General features: G+C 47.3%; 16 protein-coding genes. 12 read left to right on the forward strand and 4 right to left on the reverse strand.

The features are described from left to right. Positions 1-109: 109 nt before the first annotated feature. Positions 110-1,426, forward strand: a complete 1,317-nt coding sequence (spoIVB, locus tag MHB78_RS09970) for a SpoIVB peptidase (RefSeq protein WP_046131872.1) — start codon at positions 110-112, stop codon at positions 1,424-1,426. Between the two features lie 289 nt (positions 1,427-1,715). Next, positions 1,716-2,516 (forward strand): sporulation transcription factor Spo0A, encoded by an 801-nt coding sequence (gene spo0A, locus MHB78_RS09975; RefSeq protein ID WP_046131871.1) that lies wholly within the window; start codon positions 1,716-1,718, stop codon positions 2,514-2,516. Positions 2,517-3,241: 725 nt separating this feature from the next. Here the strand turns inward: spo0A and MHB78_RS09980 are convergent. Continuing rightward, positions 3,242-4,156, reverse strand: coding sequence for a class I SAM-dependent methyltransferase (locus MHB78_RS09980; protein WP_046131869.1), 915 nt, complete (start codon positions 4,154-4,156; stop codon positions 3,242-3,244). 339 nt (positions 4,157-4,495) lie between these two features. On the opposite strand from MHB78_RS09980, the gene MHB78_RS09985 reads away from it, so the two are divergent. Next, positions 4,496-5,221, forward strand: coding sequence for a glycerophosphodiester phosphodiesterase (locus tag MHB78_RS09985; RefSeq protein WP_046131868.1), 726 nt, complete (start codon positions 4,496-4,498; stop codon positions 5,219-5,221). A 34-nt stretch (positions 5,222-5,255) separates the two neighbouring features. Here MHB78_RS09985 and MHB78_RS09990 read toward each other — a convergent pair whose 3' ends face one another. Continuing rightward, positions 5,256-5,510 carry a DUF2627 domain-containing protein gene (locus tag MHB78_RS09990; RefSeq protein ID WP_046131867.1) on the reverse strand — a complete coding sequence of 85 codons (255 nt, stop codon included), beginning with the start codon at positions 5,508-5,510 and terminating at the stop codon, positions 5,256-5,258. A gap of 151 nt (positions 5,511-5,661) precedes the next feature. On the opposite strand from MHB78_RS09990, the gene MHB78_RS09995 reads away from it, so the two are divergent. From MHB78_RS09995 to MHB78_RS10030, 8 genes are all read left to right on the forward strand, one after another. Beyond that, complete coding sequence (locus MHB78_RS09995) at positions 5,662-7,731, forward strand: sigma-54-dependent Fis family transcriptional regulator (RefSeq protein ID WP_046131866.1); 2,070 nt, start codon at positions 5,662-5,664, stop codon at positions 7,729-7,731. Between the two features lie 125 nt (positions 7,732-7,856). Then, positions 7,857-8,768 (forward strand): phosphate butyryltransferase, encoded by a 912-nt coding sequence (gene yqiS, locus MHB78_RS10000; RefSeq protein ID WP_046131865.1) that lies wholly within the window; start codon positions 7,857-7,859, stop codon positions 8,766-8,768. Between the two features lie 3 nt (positions 8,769-8,771). Then, positions 8,772-9,866 (forward strand): branched-chain amino acid dehydrogenase, encoded by a 1,095-nt coding sequence (gene bcd, locus MHB78_RS10005; protein ID WP_046131864.1) that lies wholly within the window; start codon positions 8,772-8,774, stop codon positions 9,864-9,866. A gap of 33 nt (positions 9,867-9,899) precedes the next feature. Next, positions 9,900-11,012, forward strand: a complete 1,113-nt coding sequence (buk, locus tag MHB78_RS10010) for a butyrate kinase (RefSeq protein ID WP_046131863.1) — start codon at positions 9,900-9,902, stop codon at positions 11,010-11,012. After that, positions 10,996-12,417 carry a dihydrolipoyl dehydrogenase gene (gene lpdA / locus MHB78_RS10015; RefSeq protein ID WP_046131862.1) on the forward strand — a complete coding sequence of 474 codons (1,422 nt, stop codon included), beginning with the start codon at positions 10,996-10,998 and terminating at the stop codon, positions 12,415-12,417. Before buk ends, lpdA begins: the two co-directional genes overlap by 17 nt. A gap of 22 nt (positions 12,418-12,439) precedes the next feature. Continuing rightward, entirely contained in the window at positions 12,440-13,432 is a 993-nt protein-coding gene (locus MHB78_RS10020; RefSeq protein ID WP_099047113.1) for a thiamine pyrophosphate-dependent dehydrogenase E1 component subunit alpha, read from the forward strand. Positions 13,433-13,444: 12 nt separating this feature from the next. Then, the gene (locus MHB78_RS10025; protein WP_046131861.1) at positions 13,445-14,428 is read left to right on the forward strand and encodes an alpha-ketoacid dehydrogenase subunit beta; all 984 of its coding nucleotides are present in this window, start codon (positions 13,445-13,447) and stop codon (positions 14,426-14,428) included. A gap of 24 nt (positions 14,429-14,452) precedes the next feature. Next, positions 14,453-15,718, forward strand: coding sequence for a dihydrolipoamide acetyltransferase family protein (locus MHB78_RS10030; protein ID WP_046131860.1), 1,266 nt, complete (start codon positions 14,453-14,455; stop codon positions 15,716-15,718). Between the two features lie 57 nt (positions 15,719-15,775). Here MHB78_RS10030 and MHB78_RS10035 read toward each other — a convergent pair. Next, positions 15,776-17,136 (reverse strand): IS3 family transposase gene (locus MHB78_RS10035; protein WP_099047013.1). Its coding sequence is split into 2 segments (ribosomal slippage): positions 15,776-16,665 and positions 16,665-17,136, totalling 1,362 coding nucleotides; the frame shifts between segments, so codons are not numbered across the junction. Positions 17,137-17,196: 60 nt separating this feature from the next. After that, positions 17,197-18,099 (reverse strand): YegS/Rv2252/BmrU family lipid kinase, encoded by a 903-nt coding sequence (locus MHB78_RS10040; RefSeq protein ID WP_046133031.1) that lies wholly within the window; start codon positions 18,097-18,099, stop codon positions 17,197-17,199. A 140-nt stretch (positions 18,100-18,239) separates the two neighbouring features. Here MHB78_RS10040 and MHB78_RS10045 point away from each other — a divergent pair, with 140 nt between their 5' ends. Then, positions 18,240-18,677: a BrxA/BrxB family bacilliredoxin gene (locus MHB78_RS10045; protein WP_046133030.1), complete on the forward strand. Its 438-nt coding sequence runs from the start codon at positions 18,240-18,242 to the stop codon at positions 18,675-18,677. The last annotated feature ends 55 nt before the right edge of the window (positions 18,678-18,732 follow it).

Here is an 18,732-nt window from a genome sequence, read left to right on the forward strand (position 1 = left end):
TTTCTTATACAAACGTTTCTTTATCATTTTATCCAATGTTTTTCTCGCGCTCACAGTTATAAATCACCGTCAGAAAGGCAAAAGTAATGGATGTAGCGAAAGAAATTTTATGGTGTGGGTTAGGTGCGAGGAGAGTGAAAAGGTGGATGTTGAAAAAATCAGAAAAGCTGTGGGTATAATTCTCCTTGTTTCTTTAATAAGTGTAGGATTTTACAAACCGGTGAAAGAATACATTGAAATACCAAAAAACATGAACATTTTTGAGGCGGATTCACATGCCGTTCAAACCGGCTTATCCGTCAGCATACCCGAAGACGAATCATCAGAAGCGTTCACATTAAAAGAAAATAAAGGCGAAGTGGAAATAAAAGGCGAACAAAACGGAAAGGCAGAGCTTGTTTATGACTTTGCCGGATTTCCTGTCAAAAAAACGAAAGTAAATGTTCTGCCCGAGCTTAAAGTCGTACCCGGCGGGCAGTCGATCGGCGTCAAGCTTCACTCTGTGGGGGTATTGGTTGTCGGCTTTCATCAAATCAATACAAATGACGGAAAAAAATCACCCGGTGAAGCAGCCGGAATCGCGGTAGGCGACATTATCACAGAAATCAACGGAACGAAAATCGAAAAAATGAATGACATCACCCCTTTTATCCAAAAGGCGGGGAAAACGGGAGAGACACTGAACCTGTTGATCAAAAGGGATAAACAGGAGCTCAAGACAAAGCTTATTCCGGAAAAGGATCAGGCTGAAGACAAGTACAGAATCGGCTTATATATCAGGGACTCGGCTGCCGGAATCGGCACGATGACCTTTTATGAGCCGAAATCGAAAAAATACGGGGCGTTGGGCCACGTTATTTCCGACATGGATACAAAAAAGCCGATCGTCGTTGAAAACGGCCAGATCGTAAAATCAACCGTTACATCAATCGAAAAAGGAACAGGCGGAAATCCGGGAGAAAAACTGGCCCGTTTTGCATCAGAACGAAAGGTCATCGGCGACATTAACAGAAACAGTCCTTTTGGAATATTCGGGACGCTTCATCAGCCAATCAAAAACCGCATTTCAGACAAAGCCATTCCGATTGCATTTTCAAACGAAGTCAAAGAAGGACCGGCACAAATTTTAACGGTCATCGAAAACGACAAAGTTGAGAAATTCGATATCCAAATCGTCAGCACAACACAGCAAAAATTTCCCGCCACAAAGGGAATGGTGCTGAAAATTACCGATCCGAGACTCATCAATAAAACCGGGGGCATCGTTCAAGGAATGAGCGGGAGCCCGATTATCCAAAACGGGAAAATCATCGGAGCGGTTACCCACGTTTTCGTCAATGATCCGACAAGCGGCTACGGCGTTCACATCGAATGGATGCTTTCTGAAGCGGGGATCGATATTTACAAAAAGGATAAAGCGAGCTGAACTGCCGGGATCCCCGGCAGTTTTTGATTACACCTTTCATTCTTGATCATCGTACGTTAAAATAGGGATGAAAAGATTTTTCGACAAATTCACGTTCCTCTGTTTGTCAAGCTTCATTTCAAGTCGAAAAAACGAGAAAATCTAAAAAAAACCGAAAAAAAGCAAGATATACCACTAATATTGGAAAAATCATTTTTTTTAAAAGGGAATAATGCGGCGCTGTCGAATTAAACATATTAGAAAAAGATTGATGAATTTTATCAACATACACATTTGGGGAGGAAGAAACGTGGAGAAAATTAAAGTATGTGTTGCTGATGATAACAGGGAGCTTGTCGGCCTATTAAGTGAATATATCGAGGGTCAAAACGACATGGAAGTGATCGGCGTGGCATATAACGGACAGGAATGTCTTTCTCTGTTTAAAGACAAGGAGCCTGACGTACTCGTACTGGATATTATCATGCCTCATCTAGACGGATTGGCCGTTTTGGAAAGGCTGCGGGAATCTCAGCTTAAAAAACAGCCGAACGTCATTATGCTGACTGCTTTCGGTCAGGAAGACGTAACGAAAAAAGCCGTGGATTTAGGCGCATCGTACTTCATTCTGAAGCCGTTTGATATAGAAAATCTCGTCGGTCACATCCGCCAAGTCAGCGGAAACGGTTCTCAAATGACACACCGCGCCCCTTCGGTTCAAAGCAGCGTCCTCCGGCCGCAGCCTGAATCGCCGAAGAAAAACCTGGACGCCAGCATCACGAGCATCATCCACGAAATCGGCGTTCCCGCCCATATTAAAGGGTACCTATACTTGAGAGAAGCCATCTCCATGGTGTATAACGATATTGAACTGCTCGGAAGCATTACAAAAGTGCTGTATCCGGACATCGCCAAAAAATTCAACACGACCGCAAGCCGGGTCGAACGGGCGATCCGCCACGCCATCGAAGTCGCATGGAGCAGAGGCAACATCGACTCCATTTCTTCTCTGTTCGGCTACACCGTCAGCATGTCAAAAGCAAAGCCGACGAACAGCGAATTCATCGCGATGGTCGCAGATAAGCTGCGGTTGGAGCATAAGGCTTCTTAAGCGTGTTGTGGCGCGGGGATTGTGGATAATTGCCGCCCTTGTTTCTGATGGCTAATTCGTTGTAATTGCAATGAATGTAACAGAGGGTTTTTAACCTCGTCTTTTTAGACGGGGTATTTTTTTGCGCCTTTTAGTGGCCAGTACGAAATGACATCCTTTTATTACAGCTTGTTGTTATTGAGGTGAAATACGGAACCAACAATGAATAACCTAATAATCAGTTGCCATTACGCTTTATTGGGGGCAATGCCAAACAAATTAAGGGGGCCCGCAGTAAAGTTAGAAAATGAAACGCTAAAGTGGAAAGGTTATTTTGATGGGGAGCCCACAGATGACGAGAAAAAGTATAGCTTGTACAGAGGCAATAGCTGATTTTCCAATAATTAAGGACTGTGATGAAGAGGATATCAATCATAAGTTCCGCATTAAAAACGGAGAGGTTACAGTTTTTTGGCATTTTAAGGTGGGAAGAAATAATTTCACAATTGATGCGAAAGCCGGGTGTCGTAGAATTTAGTTTCCATTATGTAACCGGCGGAGATAAAAACATTCTCCTTTGAAGACTCTAGAAAAACATCCAAATAAAAAAAGTCTCTACTTCGATGTTAATGGTTCGCCGGGACGTAGCTCTTCGAAGTCTGTAAATAATCTCTTGTGTATCAAATAAAATTCGCGCCAAAAAACTGCCGCTCAATGCATCATTGAGCGGCAGCAAAACCAAAACATTATTTTTTTACGGCATGAATATAATGAATCGTCTCGAAAGCAGATAAATCATCCGTTCGATTGCGAAAGAAACGGTCGTTTATCGCGTCAGGCGTTAGATGCTCATAAATGAGCAAGCCTGAGGCTTCCAGCAGCTTCTCGATTTCTTCATAAGAGAAACACGATTTCATCGGTTCTCCGCTTGCTGCAGCCATTTTCACCATATTTTCAACTCTGTTGGATATTCCTTTTTCTTCATAGAGCCGTTCGTCCGCATAATCAAATACGATGGAACTGCCTGATGGGACTTTAGAAAATAAGCGGCTGATCAAGTTTGCATTTTCCTCTTTCGTTAAATAATAAGAAACACCTAAAAGGCTGAAGAAGGTTTTTTCGTTTTCGAATCCTTCATCTATCAGACTTTGATACGAAAACTCCCGGGTAAAGTCCATCGGAACAAAATGAAGATGATCCGGAATGTCATATTCGGTATTTTCCAGCCGTTTCTTTTTGAATTCCTGTGTGGATGGATGATCCACCTCGAAGACTTGGAAGCTGTTTTTCAGCTCTGGATGCCGGAAACAAAACGTATCCAGCCCGGCTCCGAGGATGACGTACTGTGTTAGTCCCAGCGTGGCTTCATGAAGCAGCACGCTTTCGCAATACGCTGCACGTGCCAATGGCGTCGGCGAAAGCTGGACTTGTGTAATCCATTTTAATATTTTTTCTCGGTCGTCCTGAAATTCTTGGGCAATGTCTCTGTTGAAAAACTGTATTCCTTGAATCATATTCTCGCTGATGTCTAAAAACTCTTTTTCGGAAATGAGATCTTTTGCAATGAAATCATCGAAAATTTTCGGTGCATCAAATTGACTGTGATAGGCTCTTCCAAATGCTGATATTAGGGAAGTTAAACTTGACTCGTTTGGCTTCATTCCTGCTCCTCCTGCATAAAAAATAAGATTCCCCCGGCCAGGAGAATCTTATTATATACAGAAATATTATAATAGTAAATTATAGCATAAATAAATTTTTTTGTCAAGGGGATATAAGGGATTATTTTTCTTTTGCTGAATCCAGCAAACTGCCTGCTTCAAAATGAAAGCGTCAATCTGAAAAACGCCTGTTTGGCGGTATTTGAGTCCGTCTTGAAAAAAGGAACCGTCTTTGTATTTTTGTAATGTTTATGTTAAAAAAAGGCCTAAGTGTGGAAAGAACATCATAAGACCTTCATAATGAGGATGGATCGTTAATTCATTCAGAGGTGAACTTACATGACGAAAATATTTGCGCACAGAGGCGCTTCAGGGACATACCCTGAAAATACGATGACTGCATTTGAACGCGCGGCTGCATCTGGCGCCGACGGGATCGAGCTTGACGTACAGATGTCGAAAGACGGGCGTCTTGTCGTCATTCACGATGAGAAGCTCGACAGGACGACTTCTTTAAAGGGTTATATTAAAGATTTTACATACGATGAGATCAGGCAGGGGGATGCAAGTTTCCGCTTTTCCGAAAAGACCGGCTTTGTCACGGTGCCGACCCTTGAAGAGGTGTTTGACTGGGCGGCAAAAGGCGATTTTCTCGTCAATGTGGAGCTGAAAAACAGCATTGTCCGCTATGATGGGATGGAAGAAAAAGTGATGGCGCTTATTTCTGACTATAAGCTCGGGGACCGGATCATCATCTCTTCTTTTAACCATGAAAGTCTCGCCCATTGCCGGAAGCTGAACCCGGAGATCGAATTGGCTGCGCTTTACATGGATGTCATTTATAAGCCTGAACAATACGTAGACATGATTCCGGCATCCGGGTTCCATCCGTATCTCCGCTCGATGTCGCCGGATACGATCGCAAATGCTCATAAACAGAACAAAGCGGTCAGGCCGTTTACCGTCAATCGCGAGGAGGATATGAAGGAGCTGATTGCTGCCGGGGCAGACGGATTTTTTACCGATTTTCCCGAAAAAGCGATGAAACTGAAGGAAAGCATGTGATGAAAAAAGCCGCAGATGTTGATCTGCGGCTTTTTCATGCCCCGGGGCCGTTTTGTTTTTTTCTAAAGCGCGCACTTACCTGGTTTCGTTTTCTGTCTCTGTACAGGATGAAGCCTCCTAACAGGTAAAGCCCTAGACAGAAGCATATTAGTCCTGTCAGCCCCTGGAGCCAAAGAATTTGAAACGGGCTGATGAGTACGCCGAATACAGTGTCTCGCATCAATTTAATCCCCAGCGCTGCCAAGCAGCCCGGAATCAGCAAAATCAGCAGTGCGACCAGTCTCCCCATACACCCAATCCCCTTACCAATCATTTTCCTTTATTGTCTATTTGAAAAAAAAGTTTGTCAAGAAAGGAAAACGTGATAACATAGGTGTTGTGCAAATTGTTGCAAGAGAACGTTTAAGTGTGCAAAATTTTTCATACAAAGGGGTAAAGGGATGAAGCAAAAGGTACTGATTGTAGGTGCTGGAAAAGGGGGAAGTGCTCTCTTAGACTTGCTGCTGAAGACGAAAACGATGCATATCGCGGCCGTCATCGACAAAAATCCGAAGGCGCCGGGACTGTTCATTGCCGAAAAAAACGGTATTGAAACCGCTCTGGACTGGCTGCCTTACATCGATCAGCAGATCGATATCATTATTGAAACGACCGGAGATCCCGGCGTATTGAAGCAGCTCGTCCGCAAAAAACCGGAAAGAACGATCATTGTGCCGGGTTCGCTCGCTTATATCATTTCTCAATTGATGAATGAAAAGCAGCAGCTGATCCAAATGCTAAAAGAACAGACATACAAACACGACCGGATTTTTAATTCGATGAATGACGGCATGATTTTTATCGATATCAATGAAGAAATTATCCTGTTTAACAAAATGGCCGAGGAAATGACAGGTACAAAACGGGAGGAAGCGATCGGCCAGCACATTCAAAAGGTCATCCCGACGACGAAGCTTCCGCGCATTCTCAACACGAGAGAGCCGGAATACAATCAAAAACAGTTTTTAAAGCCGAACAGGCAGATTGTAACGACGAGGATTCCGATTATTGATGACGGCGGCACGCTGTTAGGCGCGCTCAGCATTTTTAAAGATATTACGGACGCGGTTGAACTGGCCGAAGAGGTGACAAACCTGAAGGAAGTCAGAACGATGCTTGAAGCGATCATTCAGTCGTCTGATGAAGCGATTTCCGTCGTCGATGAGAACGGAATCGGGATGATGATCAACAGGGCGTATACAAAAATGACCGGCCTGACAAAAGATGAGGTCATCGGAAAGCCAGCCAATACCGATATATCCGAAGGCGAAAGCATGCATTTGAAAGTGCTCGAAACAAGGCGGCCTGTCAGAGGCGCCAGAATGAAGGTCGGCCCGAATAAGAAAGAAGTGATCGTCAACGTTGCGCCGATTATCGTCGACGGGATTTTAAAAGGCAGCGTCGGCGTTATACAGGACGTGTCCGAAATCCAGTTGCTGACGAAGGAATTGAACAGAGCGCGCCAGATCATCCGCACGCTTGAAGCGAAATACACATTTGCCGACATTATCGGGTCCAGCGAGCAAATGCTTGTGGCTCTTGAGCAGGCGAAATTGGGGGCGAAAACGCCTGCCACGATTTTGCTCAGGGGTGAATCGGGAACGGGGAAGGAGCTTTTCGCCCATGCGATACATAACGAAAGTGACCGAAAGTATAATAAGTTTGTCCGGGTAAACTGTGCGGCTATTTCGGAATCTTTGCTTGAATCAGAGCTGTTCGGCTATGAAGAAGGCGCTTTTTCCGGCGCAAAGCGCGGCGGGAAAAAAGGGTTTTTTGAAGAGGCTAATAACGGAAGCATTTTTCTCGACGAGATCGGCGAACTGTCCCCGAGTACGCAGGCGAAGCTGCTCCGCGTTCTTCAGGAAAAAGAAATCGTCAGGGTCGGCGGGACAAAGCCGATCCCCGTGAACGTCAGAATTATTGCCGCGACCAACGTCAATATTGAAAAAGCGCTGGCCGAAGGCAGATTCCGCGAAGATTTATACTACCGCATCAATCGCTATCCGATTTCGATTCCGCCGCTTAGGCAGAGAAAAGAGGATATTGAAGCCCTAAGCCGCCATTTAATCGGAAAAATCAATCAGGAATACGGCCGCAATGTAAAGGGACTTACGAAAAAAGCTCTTAAATCGCTGACTGCAAGAAAATGGCCGGGAAATGTCAGGGAGCTTGAAAACGTCCTCGAGCGGGCGATGATCTTTTTAAAACCGCAGATGGAGTGGATTGACCTTGAACATCTCCCTGAAGCAGACAGTCCGAGGAAAAAGGCTGAAACCGGCCTGGCTTTTGCCGAAATCGAAAACGAGAAGCTTTCGGATGCTGTTGAACGTTTTGAAGCGCATGTGATCAAAGAGACGCTGGAAAAACATCAATACAATCGAACGAAAACGGCAAAAGCGCTGGGCATCAGCATCCGGAACCTTTATTACAAAATGGATAAATACCATCTTGCAAAAGACAGCATGCAATGATCTGCATCTCTCACTGCAAATTTGTGCAGGGTTTTAGGCGGGAACGCCAGTCTGATCATTTTTTCTGACTGGCACGAAACTTGCATGAATAAGAGGGCGGATGTTTGCTTAGAAAGGTGGGTACTATGAAGCTGACACAACTATTTCAAAAAGCGGCGGAACTGGAAAATAAAACAGTTGCCGTCGCACATGCAGAAGATGACGAAGTGCTGCAAGCCGTCAAACTTGCGGTTGACAAGCAATTTGCCAGGTTTTTGCTGATCGGGCACAGAGAAAAGATCAGGCATATGATGAAAGAGCTGGATATTCCAAAACGGCACGTCGATATCATCCATTCGGAAACGCCGGAAGCTTCCGCGAAAATTGCGGTCCAATCCGTAAAGAACGGCAATGCAGATGTCCTGATGAAAGGGCACGTTCCGACTGCAGTTCTTCTGAAAGCCGTTTTGAATAAGGAATACGGCTTGCGTTCCTCACATGTGCTGTCACATGTCGCGGCGTTTGAAGTGGAAGGCTTTGACAGGCTGATATATGTAACAGACGCGGCGATGAACATCCATCCGAAGCTTGAAGAATTGAAACAGATTTTAGAAAATGCGGTTCGCGTGGCTAGAGCGGTCGGTGTACAAATGCCGAAAGCCGCCTGTCTTGCCGCTGTTGAAACGGTGAATCCCGCGATGGAAGCCACATTACACGCGGCTGCTTTAACGCAGATGAATCAGCGGGGCCAAATTAAAGACTGCTTCGTCGATGGGCCCCTTGCTTTGGACAACGCGATTTCCGAGCTTGCCGCCCGGCACAAAAACATTTCCGGAATCGTGGCCGGCCAGGCTGACATCCTGCTCGTTCCTTCCATAGAAACGGGCAATGTGCTTTACAAATCGCTGATTCATTTTGCGGGTGCAAAAGTGGGAGCTATTTTGGCAGGTGCAAAAGCGCCCATCGCTTTAACGAGCAGGGCCGATTCCGCGGAAAACAAATTGTATTCAATCGCTTTGGCGCTGTGTACGTCTGAAGCACGACAAGAGGAGGAATAAGACATGGAACTATTTCGATATATGGAACAGTACGATTATGAACAATTGGTGTTTTGCCAGGATAAAGAATCCGGGTTAAAAGCGATTATCGCGATCCACGACACAACGCTCGGGCCGGCTTTGGGCGGTACGAGAATGTGGACATACGAAAGCGAAGAGGCCGCTATCGAAGACGCGCTTCGCCTTGCAAGGGGGATGACCTACAAAAACGCAGCTGCCGGATTGAACCTCGGCGGGGGCAAAACGGTCATTATCGGAGATCCGCGCAAAGATAAAAATGAGGAAATGTTCCGTGCTTTCGGCCGCTACATTCAAGGGTTGAACGGCAGATACATTACAGCTGAAGACGTGGGGACGACAGTTGAAGACATGGATATCATCCATGATGAGACGGATTTTGTAACGGGAATTTCCCCTGCCTTCGGCTCTTCGGGTAACCCTTCCCCAGTCACAGCGTACGGTGTATATAAGGGCATGAAAGCCGCGGCGAAGGAAGCGTTCGGAACGGATTCCCTTGAAGGCAGAACCGTTGCCGTCCAAGGCGTCGGAAATGTGGCGTACAATCTTTGCCGCCACCTTCATGAAGAAGGCGCAAGCCTGATCGTGACAGACATTAACAAAGAAGCGGTTGAGCGGGCCGTCGCTGACTTTGGCGCCAGGGCCGTCGATCCTGACGATATTTATTCACAGGATTGCGATATCTATGCGCCATGCGCCCTTGGAGCGACCATCAACGATGATACGATTCCGCAGTTCAAAGCAAAAGTGATAGCGGGGGCGGCCAACAATCAGCTGAAAGAAACCCGCCACGGCGATTTGATTCACGACATGGGCATCGTCTATGCGCCGGATTATGTCATCAATGCCGGCGGCGTCATCAACGTCGCAGATGAACTTTACGGCTACAATGCGGAGCGCGCCCTCAAAAAAGTCGAAGGAATTTACGCTAACATCGAAAGGGTCCTTGACATTTCAAAACGGGACGGCATTCCAACTTACTTAGCGGCAGACAGGCTTGCCGAAGAGCGGATTGAGCGGATGCGCCGTTCAAGAAGCCAATTTTTGCAAAACGGGCAGCACATTTTAAGCAGACGCTAATATCACTACCCCTTATCACTGGAGGTCAAAAAAATGCAGGCACAGGAAAAACGTATTCTCGTCATTAACCCGGGATCAACATCTACCAAGATCGGCGTTTTTCACGATGACCGTTCCATTTTTGAAAAATCAATCCGCCATGACGAGGCAAAGCTGAAACAGTATGAGACGATTTCTGACCAATATTCATTAAGAAAACAGGCCGTTTTAGAAACGCTGCACGAACAGGGCATCAATATTTCGAAGCTGAATGCCGTATGCGCAAGGGGCGGCCTGCTCCGGCCGATCAAAGGCGGGACATACGAAGTGAATGATGCGATGATTGAGGATTTAAAAAACGGCTATGCCGGCGAGCACGCCTCAAACCTCGGAGGGATCATCGCCAGAGAAATAGCCGACGGCCTTAATATTCCGGCTTTTATCGTCGATCCCGTTGTCGTCGATGAAATGACGGATGTCGCTAAAATTTCCGGCACTCCGCTTATTGAAAGAAGGAGCATCTTTCATGCCCTCAACCAAAAAGCGGTGGCCCGAAAAGCGGCTTGGCAGTTTGGCAAGCGCTATGAAGACATGAAAATGATCATTACGCACATGGGAGGCGGCATTACGATCGGCGTCCATTGCCATGGTCGGGTCATCGACGTCAACAACGGCCTCCACGGTGAAGGTCCGCTCAGCCCTGAGCGGGCCGGCACCATTCCGGCCGGGGACCTTATCGATTTGTGCTTTTCCGGCGAATATACGCGCGATGAGCTGATGAAAATGCTCGTCGGCGGCGGTGGACTTTCCGGCTATCTCGGCACGACCGACGCTGTGAAAGTCGAAAAAATGATTCAGGAAGGCGACCAAAAAGCGGCGCTTATCTATGAAGCGATGGCGTATCAAATTGCGAAAGAAATCGGCGCGGCCAGCGCCGTATTAAGAGGGGAAGTAGACGTTATCATTCTGACGGGCGGACTGGCTTACGGAAAAACATTTGTTTCCTTGATCAGAAAATACATAGACTGGATTTCGGATGTCGTCGTTTACCCCGGCGAAAACGAGCTTCAAGCTCTGGCCGAAGGCGCTTTTCGGGTGCTAAACGGGGAAGAAGAAGCGAAAGAGTATCCGAACCAGAGGAGGGAAAGTCATGGCAACAGAATATGATCTCGTGATTCTCGGAGGCGGAACGGGCGGATATGTAGCCGCAATCAGAGCTTCACAGCTCGGATTGAAAACAGCGGTTGTTGAAAAACAAAAGCTTGGCGGCACATGCCTTCACAAAGGCTGTATTCCGTCCAAGGCGCTCTTGAGAAGCGCAGAGGTTTACCGAACCGCGAAAAAAGCGGAAGAATTCGGGGTGATGATTCCCGAAGTTAATCTTCAATTTTCTCGGGTTCAAAACCGGAAGCAAAAGGTTGTCGACCAGCTCTACAACGGTGTGAAGCATTTGATGAAAAAAGGGAAAATCGATGTATACGAAGGAATCGGACGGATTCTCGGACCGTCGATCTTTTCCCCGATGCCGGGAACAGTGTCAGTTGAGATGGCAAACGGGGGCGAAAACGAAATGCTCGTTCCGAAAAACGTCATCATCGCCACCGGTTCAAGGCCGCGCCCGCTTCCAGGACTCGAGCCGGACGGCGAACGCGTCCTCTCTTCTGACGAAGCCCTTGAACTCGAGAAGCTGCCGGCGTCCATCGTGATTGTCGGCGGCGGTGTCATCGGCATCGAGTGGGCTTCCATGCTCAACGACTTCGGCGTTGATGTCACGGTCATTGAATACGCGAAGCGGATTTTGCCGACCGAGGACGCGGACATATCAAAAGAAATGCAAACCCGCCTGACGAAAAAGGGCATCAAGATCATCACGGGAGCAAAAGTGCTGCCTGACAGCCTCGAACAGGGAGAGGGAATCAGCATACAAGCCGAAAAAGACGGTGAAACGCTTGCGTTTTCGGCTGAAAAAATGCTCATTTCAGTCGGCCGGCAGGCCAATATCGAAGGGATCGGACTTGAAAACACGGATATTGAAGTCGAAAACGGGTTTATCTCGACAAACAGCATGTACCAGACGAAAGAGTCCCATATTTATGCGATCGGCGATGTCATCGGCGGTTTGCAGCTTGCCCATGTCGCTTCCCATGAAGGCATAACCGCTGTCGAACATATCGCCGGCGAAGAGCCTCATCAGATGGACTACTCTCTAGTTTCAAAATGCATATACTCAAGTCCTGAAGCGGCGTCGGTCGGTTTAACGGAAGAAGAAGCGAAGGCTGAGGGACGAAATATGAAAGTCGGCAAATTCCCGTTTCAGGCGATCGGAAAAGCGCTCGTTTACGGAGAAACGGAAGGCTTCGTAAAAATCGTCGCTGACAAGGATACTGACGATATTTTAGGGATCCATATGATCGGCCCGCATGTGACGGACATGATTTCCGAAGCGGGGCTTGCAAAGGTGCTTGATGCGACGCCGTGGGAAATCGGCCAGACGATCCATCCGCATCCGACGCTTTCTGAAGCCATCGGAGAAGCCGCCCTTGCGGTTGATGGAAAAGCGATTCATTTTTAAAAAGCATAAAGGAGTGAAAAAAATGAGCAATAATCGTCACGAAGCAGTGGGATTAACAGATGAACAGGCAATCGATATGTACAAAACCATGCTTTTGGCAAGAAAGCTCGACGAGCGGATGTGGCTGCTGAACAGATCAGGCAAAATCCCTTTCGTGATCTCTTGCCAAGGTCAGGAAGCGGCCCAAGTCGGCGCTGCTTTCGCTTTAGACCGCGACAATGACTATGTTTTGCCTTATTACAGAGACATGGGCGTCGTGCTCGCGTTTGGAATGACGGCAAAGGATTTAATGCTTTCCGCTTTCGCGAAAGCGGAAGACCCAAACTCTGGAGGAAAACAAATGCCCAGCCACTTCGGGCAAAAGAAAAACCGGATCGTCACGGGCTCTTCACCGGTGACGACACAGGTTCCGCACGCCGTCGGCGTCGCTCTCGCAGGAAGGCTGGACAACAAGAATATCGCCACATTTGTGACATTTGGCGAAGGCTCTTCAAATCAGGGCGATTTTCATGAAGGGGCAAACTTTGCCGCGGTTCATAAGCTTCCTGTCATTTTCATGTGCGAGAACAATAAATACGCTATTTCCGTTCCGTACGAAAAGCAGGTCGCATGCGAGAAGATTTCCGACCGTGCCGTAGGCTATGGAATGCCCGGGATTACGGTTGACGGAAACGACCCGCTCGAGGTGTATAAGGTGGTCAAAGAAGCGAGGGAGCGGGCTGGAAGAGGCGAAGGCCCGACATTGATCGAAACGATTTCATACCGGCTGACCCCTCACTCCAGCGATGATGACGACAGAAGCTACAGAGGCCAGGAAGAAGTGGCTGAAGCGAAGAAAAAGGATCCGATCATAACATACGCGCAGTATTTAATAGAAGCCGGACTTCTTACCGAAGAGTCAGAAAAAGCGATAGCAGACGAGATTGCGAATATCGTCAATGAAGCAACAGATTATGCTGAGCATGCTCCGTATGCCGATCCTGAAGAGGCGCTGCGGCATGTTTATGCGGAGTAGGGGGGAAAACCAATGCCTGTAATGTCGTATATAGATGCTGTTACATTGGCTTTAAAAGAGGAAATGGAAAAAGACCCGCGCGTCTTTATTCTCGGCGAGGACGTCGGAAAAAAAGGCGGAGTCTTCAAAGCGACAGCCGGCCTATATGATCAGTTTGGGGAAGAGCGGGTCATGGACACGCCGCTCGCCGAATCGGCGATTGCCGGGGTCGGAATCGGTGCCGCCATGTATGGCATGAGACCGGTAGCGGAAATGCAGTTTGCTGATTTTATCATGCCCGCTGTCAACCAAATTATTTCGGAAGCGGCAAAAATCCGCTACAGGTCGAATAATGACTGGAACTGTCCGATCGTCATCAGGGCGCCGTACGGAGGAGGCATTCACGGAGCGCTGTACCATTCTCAGTCCGTAGAGGCCGTGTTCGCCAATCAGCCTGGACTGAAAATCGTCATGCCTTCCACGCCTTATGATGTAAAAGGGCTTTTAAAAGCGGCCATTCGCGATGAGGATCCAGTGCTGTTTTTTGAGCATAAAAGAGCCTACCGCCTTATAAAAGGCGAGGTGCCGAATGACGATTACGTACTGCCGATCGGCAAAGCTGACGTCAAACGGGAAGGCGAAGACATCACAGTCATTACTTATGGATTGTGCGTTCACTTTGCTCTTCAGGCGGCTGAGCGGCTTGCGAAGGACGGAATTTCCGCTCATATCCTCGATTTAAGAACGGTATATCCGCTCGATAAGGAAGCGATTATTGAAGCAGCTTCCAAAACGGGCAAGGTGCTCCTTATGACTGAAGATACGAAAGAAGGCAGCGTAATGAGCGAAGTCGCCGCGATCATTTCTGAGCACTGTCTCTTTGATCTGGATGCGCCGATCAAGCGGCTGGCAGGGCCTGATGTGCCGGCGATGCCGTATGCGCCGTCGATGGAAAAATATTTTATGGTCAATCCGGAAAAAGCAGAAGCAGCGATGAGAGAACTCGCAGAGTTTTAAAGCTAAGAAAAGGAGGACAATCGTATGGCAGTGGAACAGATGACAATGCCCAAGCTCGGAGAGAGCGTAACCGAGGGAACGATCAGCAAATGGCTTGTCAGCGTCGGGGATCGCGTCAATAAATATGACCCGATCGCTGAAGTTATGACGGACAAAGTCAACGCTGAAGTGCCTTCCTCTTTTACGGGAACGATCAAAGAGCTTGTCGCAGAAGAAGGAGAGACCTTGCAGGTCGGAGATGTCATTTGCAACGTCGAAACAAATGAAGAATCAAAGCCGGAAACCCCTCAGGATACAGAGGAACATAATACAGAGGCACTGCCAAAAGCAGAGCCGCAAGACGCGCCGAACAAAAAGCGCTATTCACCGGCAGTTTTGCGCCTGGCGGGAGAGCATAACATCGATTTGGAACAAGTGGAAGGAACAGGAGCCGGCGGGCGGATCACCCGCAAAGACCTCCAGCGCATCATTGCATCAGGCGGCATTCCGGTTCAAGGCGCGGCAGCGGAAAAACAGCCGGCAGAACCGCAGAAAACGGCTGCGGCCCGCGCGCCGAAAGCTGCTGAAACAAAGGCTCCGGAAACGGCAGCAGGCGACATTGAAATACCTGTCACAGGCATCCGCAATGCGATTGCTTCCAATATGGTCAGAAGCAAGCATGAAATCCCTCATGCCTGGACGATGATGGAAGTCGATGTCACAAACCTTGTCAGCTACCGCAATCACATCAAAGACGAATTTAAAAAGAAAGAAGGCTTCAATTTAACCTTTTTTGCTTTCTTCGTCAAAGCGGTTGCCCAAGCGCTGAAAGAATTCCCGCAAATGAACAGCATGTGGGCCGGCGATAAAATCATTCAGAAAAAGGACATCAACATTTCGATTGCCGTGGCGACGGAAGATGCATTGTATGTGCCGGTTATTAAGCATGCCGATGAAAAAACGATTAAAGGCATTGCAAGAGAAATCGCGGACTTGGCCCATAAGGTGCGGAGCGGCAAGCTGACAAGCGATGATATGACCGGCGGAACGTTTACCGTTAACAATACGGGTTCTTTCGGCTCTGTCCAGTCGATGGGCATCATCAATCATCCGCAGGCGGCGATTTTGCAGGTGGAATCGATCGTCAAGCGTCCCGTTGTGATGGACCACGGTATGATCGCCGTCAGGGATATGGTCAATTTATGCTTATCGCTTGACCATAGAGTGCTTGACGGTCTTATTTGCGGAAGATTCCTTGCCCGCGTGAAAGACATCCTTGAACACATCGATGAACATACATCCGTTTATTGAATATAAAAAAGCTGACCCTTTCTGAAGTGACCCCCAAAAGTTAGACAGCTTATTTTCTCAAGTAACATGACTGGCATGAATCCGGTATTGTACTGGGCTCATGCCTTTTAATTTTGCCTTGATCCGTTTGTGATTATAGTAATCGATATATGTTACGAGCTCTTGTTTAAAATGCTCGATGCTTTGAAATTCGTTGAAATGGATAAACTCTGATTTTAAAATACCAAAGAAACTTTCAATGACCGCGTTATCGTAACAGTTTCCCTTACGAGACATACTTTGAATAATATTTCGTTCCTTTAGGGCGTGGCGATACTGTTTCATTTGATAGTGCCAGCCCTGATCGGAGTGAATCAACAGATTTTCTTTATCTGTCAGCTGTTCAAATGATTTTTCCAACATCTCGGATACCAATGAATACGTTGGCCTGGATCCAATTGTATAAGCAATGATTTCGCCATTAAATAAATCAAGCATTGGCGATAAATAGAGCTTCTCCCCAAATAATTTAAATTCCGTGATATCTGTTACCCATTTCATCTTCGGCTTTTCCGCCTTGAAATTCCGCTCTAGCCTGTTTGGTGCCACCGTGCCGGTTTCTCCTTTATACGAACGGTATTTTTTCATCCGTACGAGACATTTCAACCCCAGTTCCTTCATGAGGCGATATATTTTTTTATGATTCATTTGATATCCCCGGTTTTTAAGCTCGTCGCGTATCCGGCGGTACCCGTAACGGCCTTTATGTTCATGATAAATCGATTGAATCAGTGTTTTTAATTTGGCATCTTTGTCTGGAAGACCGAAGGTTTTGACCCAGTAATAATACGTACTGCGCGGAATTCCAGCCAGTTTAAGCAGGGCTTTTACCGGAAATTCAGTCCTTAGTTCAAATACTACTTGGGCCTTTTCTTGTTTTGTAATTTTTCCTTGTTTTGAACTAAGGTATTCAACTTTTTTAAGTAGGCATTCTCCATTCGCAGACGTTCAATTTCAGCCTGCATGGCTTCCACTGATCCTTCTTGCGGTGTTTGTTTCTTCGTTCTTTTTTGATTTTTCTTTGTCATTGACGGCCGCCCCTTTTTCATCGGTTTTAGGGCATCGATTCCTCCGGTTTCGAACAGTTTCTGCCATTGAGCCACCGTAGAAGGTGCTTGAATATTGAAGATGGCGGCTGTTTCACGGATCGACGTCCCATTTTCGATCATATAGTGAAGTACCTTCAGTTTATCTTCTACAGAATAGGTTGTATAGAGTTTTTGAAACGCACTTTCTCCATGGTAATGGTATTTGCGAATCCATACCTGAAACACACCTGACGAAACACCGATCTCTCTGGCGATTGTTTTATGCCCTTCCCTACCCGCAAGATACCTTTTGACCGCTTGTATTTTTTCCTCAGCTGTAAATTTAGCCATAAAAAACTGCACCTCCGATTGTTAGATGGTGTCTAACAATTGGGGTGCAGTTCATTCCGGTCAGCTTTTTCTGTTGACGCCCGGAACGAGCATGCGGAGATGGCCGTTCAGCACGTTAATGTCCGCCGGCGCCTTGGAATAAATTTCACCGTCTGTATCGGCGTCCATTTCTTCAGCGGTTTCCACTTTGATCGTTTTTCCCTGAAAATAAGACAGATCTCCTTCGAACGTTTCCCATTCAGGCTGATCCATGGAGAGAAGTTCCTTTAATGCCGAGAGGCTGGTATTCCGGCAAACGAGTACATCCGCCTTTCCGTCAGTAGCTGTGGCTTTGGGGAGAGGCAGACGGTTCGTTCCGATAAACTGCCCGTTCAGCACCAACACCATCACGGCTTCATCTGTCAGTTCCTCTCCGTCGATGGTCAGTTTGCATGGGAAAGGCTTGAGCTTCGGGATCGTCCGCAATGCGCTAGTAAAATAGCTGATTCTTCCGAGGAGCGCCTTTTCGGTTTGATTGATGTGGCTTGAAGCCTCTGTAATAAAGCCCACGCCCCAAAAATTTAAACAATAATGATTATTTGCTTTCAGCACGTCTACGGCGGCTTTATCCCCGTGTACCAGCGCTTCGGCCGCTTTTTCGATGTTTTGCGGAATTTCAAGCGTTCTTAAAAAATCGTTGCAGGTCCCGCCGGGCAATATCCCGATCGCGGGTTTCGACTGAAGCGGGCTGATGCCGTTTATGCATTCGTGGACTGTGCCGTCCCCGCCTAAAATATATAATTCGTCAACGCCTTCTCCGATATGCCGGCATAGGCGGAAAGCATCTCCCTTTTGCCTCGTCGGGTTGATGATCAGCTCATCTATGTATTCGGAAAGGATCGGAACGACTGTGCCGAGCGTTTTTTTGATGTTTTTTTGTCCGGCATTGCCGTTGTAAATCAGCATGGCTTTCCTTTTGTTCATATGGCTCACCTGTCTCTTTCGTCTCTTTTTATAGGTTTCCCCGATTGTTCCCCGCACTAAACCTTTAAGACGCGTGATTTGCGGTATGAACGGTTTCAAAGTATCATTAAAAAAGACGATGAAAAAGGAGAGGACTCAAAGTGAACATGGATTTTAATTTGTTTATGAACGATGTTGTGCGCCAGGCCAGGCAGGAGATCACAGCGGCCGGATACAAGGAATTAAAAACGGCTGAAGAAGTAGACGAAGCATTGGCGAAAAAAGGGACCACGCTCGTGATGGTGAACTCCGTCTGCGGCTGTGCCGGAGGAATTGCAAGGCCTGCCGCCTATCACGCCGTCCACTATGATAAGCGGCCGGATCATCTCGTGACGGTGTTTGCGGGCCAGGACAAAGAGGCCACGGCAAGGGCGCGCGAATATTTTGAAGGATATCCGCCGTCTTCCCCGTCATTTGCATTGCTGAAGGACGGCAAGATTGTAAAAATGGTCGAGCGCCATGAGATTGAGGGCTATGAACCGATGGCCGTCATCACGAAGCTTCAGGGATTGTTTGAGGAGTACTGCGAAGAAGTATAATGAACAAAAGCCTGCCGGCATGATGAACTGCACCCTGTCAAGTAGACAGTGGAAA

This window comes from Bacillus sp. FSL K6-0138 (genome assembly GCF_037982765.1).
Classification (GTDB): domain Bacteria; phylum Bacillota; class Bacilli; order Bacillales; family Bacillaceae; genus Bacillus; species Bacillus glycinifermentans.

What these genes read in the sequence shown, in the direction of transcription:
- spoIVB (WP_046131872.1), top strand. Translation starts at nt 110, where the DNA reads ATGGTGTGGGTTAGGTGCGAGGAGAGTGAAAAGGTGGATGTTGAAAAA.
- MHB78_RS09980 (WP_046131869.1), bottom strand. Translation starts at nt 4,156, where the DNA reads ATGAAGCCAAACGAGTCAAGTTTAACTTCCCTAATATCAGCATTTGGA.
- MHB78_RS09985 (WP_046131868.1), top strand. Translation starts at nt 4,496, where the DNA reads ATGACGAAAATATTTGCGCACAGAGGCGCTTCAGGGACATACCCTGAA.
- MHB78_RS09990 (WP_046131867.1), bottom strand. Translation starts at nt 5,510, where the DNA reads ATGGGGAGACTGGTCGCACTGCTGATTTTGCTGATTCCGGGCTGCTTG.
- MHB78_RS09995 (WP_046131866.1), top strand. Translation starts at nt 5,662, where the DNA reads ATGAAGCAAAAGGTACTGATTGTAGGTGCTGGAAAAGGGGGAAGTGCT.
- yqiS (WP_046131865.1), top strand. Translation starts at nt 7,857, where the DNA reads ATGAAGCTGACACAACTATTTCAAAAAGCGGCGGAACTGGAAAATAAA.
- bcd (WP_046131864.1), top strand. Translation starts at nt 8,772, where the DNA reads ATGGAACTATTTCGATATATGGAACAGTACGATTATGAACAATTGGTG.
- buk (WP_046131863.1), top strand. Translation starts at nt 9,900, where the DNA reads ATGCAGGCACAGGAAAAACGTATTCTCGTCATTAACCCGGGATCAACA.
- lpdA (WP_046131862.1), top strand. Translation starts at nt 10,996, where the DNA reads ATGGCAACAGAATATGATCTCGTGATTCTCGGAGGCGGAACGGGCGGA.
- MHB78_RS10020 (WP_099047113.1), top strand. Translation starts at nt 12,440, where the DNA reads ATGAGCAATAATCGTCACGAAGCAGTGGGATTAACAGATGAACAGGCA.
- MHB78_RS10025 (WP_046131861.1), top strand. Translation starts at nt 13,445, where the DNA reads ATGCCTGTAATGTCGTATATAGATGCTGTTACATTGGCTTTAAAAGAG.
- MHB78_RS10030 (WP_046131860.1), top strand. Translation starts at nt 14,453, where the DNA reads ATGGCAGTGGAACAGATGACAATGCCCAAGCTCGGAGAGAGCGTAACC.
- MHB78_RS10040 (WP_046133031.1), bottom strand. Translation starts at nt 18,099, where the DNA reads ATGAACAAAAGGAAAGCCATGCTGATTTACAACGGCAATGCCGGACAA.